Source organism: Kocuria sp. NBRC 114282 (assembly GCF_030268385.1).
GTDB classification, from domain to species: Bacteria; Actinomycetota; Actinomycetes; order Actinomycetales; family Micrococcaceae; genus Kocuria; species Kocuria palustris.
Window position 1 is genome coordinate 1 of sequence record NZ_BSQO01000021.1, and the last position, 1,678, is coordinate 1,678.

1 rRNA gene is annotated in these 1,678 nt (G+C 57.1%); it reads left to right on the forward strand.

Annotated elements, in window-relative coordinates:
• Positions 1-37: 37 nt before the first annotated feature.
• Positions 38-1,564 (forward strand): 16S ribosomal RNA (locus QSJ40_RS12535).
• Positions 1,565-1,678 lie beyond the last annotated feature (114 nt).

Genomic DNA, 1,678 nt, shown 5'->3' on the forward strand with positions numbered 1-1,678 from the left:
TTATTTTTGATTCCAGCCAGGTATGGTTTTTCGTTTTTCAACGGAGAGTTTGATCCTGGCTCAGGACGAACGCTGGCGGCGTGCTTAACACATGCAAGTCGAACGCTGAAGCACCAGCTTGCTGGTGTGGATGAGTGGCGAACGGGTGAGTAATACGTGAGTAACCTGCCCTTGACTCTGGGATAAGCCCGGGAAACTGGGTCTAATACTGGATGCTACATGTCACCGCATGGTGGTGTGTGGAAAGGGTTTACTGGTCTTGGATGGGCTCACGGCCTATCAGCTTGTTGGTGAGGTAATGGCTCACCAAGGCGACGACGGGTAGCCGGCCTGAGAGGGTGACCGGCCACACTGGGACTGAGACACGGCCCAGACTCCTACGGGAGGCAGCAGTGGGGAATATTGCACAATGGGCGAAAGCCTGATGCAGCGACGCCGCGTGAGGGATGACGGCCTTCGGGTTGTAAACCTCTTTCAGCAGGGAAGAAGCCACAAGTGACGGTACCTGCAGAAGAAGCGCCGGCTAACTACGTGCCAGCAGCCGCGGTAATACGTAGGGCGCAAGCGTTGTCCGGAATTATTGGGCGTAAAGAGCTCGTAGGCGGTTTGTCGCGTCTGCTGTGAAAGCCCGGGGCTTAACCCCGGGTGTGCAGTGGGTACGGGCAGACTAGAGTGCAGTAGGGGAGACTGGAATTCCTGGTGTAGCGGTGGAATGCGCAGATATCAGGAGGAACACCGATGGCGAAGGCAGGTCTCTGGGCTGTTACTGACGCTGAGGAGCGAAAGCATGGGGAGCGAACAGGATTAGATACCCTGGTAGTCCATGCCGTAAACGTTGGGCACTAGGTGTGGGGGACATTCCACGTTTTCCGCGCCGTAGCTAACGCATTAAGTGCCCCGCCTGGGGAGTACGGCCGCAAGGCTAAAACTCAAAGGAATTGACGGGGGCCCGCACAAGCGGCGGAGCATGCGGATTAATTCGATGCAACGCGAAGAACCTTACCAAGGCTTGACATATACCGGATCGTTCCAGAGATGGTTCTTCCCCTTTGGGGTCGGTATACAGGTGGTGCATGGTTGTCGTCAGCTCGTGTCGTGAGATGTTGGGTTAAGTCCCGCAACGAGCGCAACCCTCGTTCCATGTTGCCAGCACGTGATGGTGGGGACTCATGGGAGACTGCCGGGGTCAACTCGGAGGAAGGTGGGGATGACGTCAAATCATCATGCCCCTTATGTCTTGGGCTTCACGCATGCTACAATGGCCGGTACAAAGGGTTGCGATACTGTGAGGTGGAGCTAATCCCAAAAAGCCGGTCTCAGTTCGGATTGAGGTCTGCAACTCGACCTCATGAAGTCGGAGTCGCTAGTAATCGCAGATCAGCAACGCTGCGGTGAATACGTTCCCGGGCCTTGTACACACCGCCCGTCAAGTCACGAAAGTCGGTAACACCCGAAGCCGGTGGCCCAACCCTTATGGAGGGAGCCGTCGAAGGTGGGACTGGCGATTGGGACTAAGTCGTAACAAGGTAGCCGTACCGGAAGGTGCGGCTGGATCACCTCCTTTCTAAGGAGCTTCACTTTGGTCGCCGTGTGGCGGCCCGCCCGCGCGCCGCTTACTTGGTGTGGGGGTTGTTTTGGTGAGACTCGCTGCACCTGGCCCGTTTCGAGGGCCCGGTGG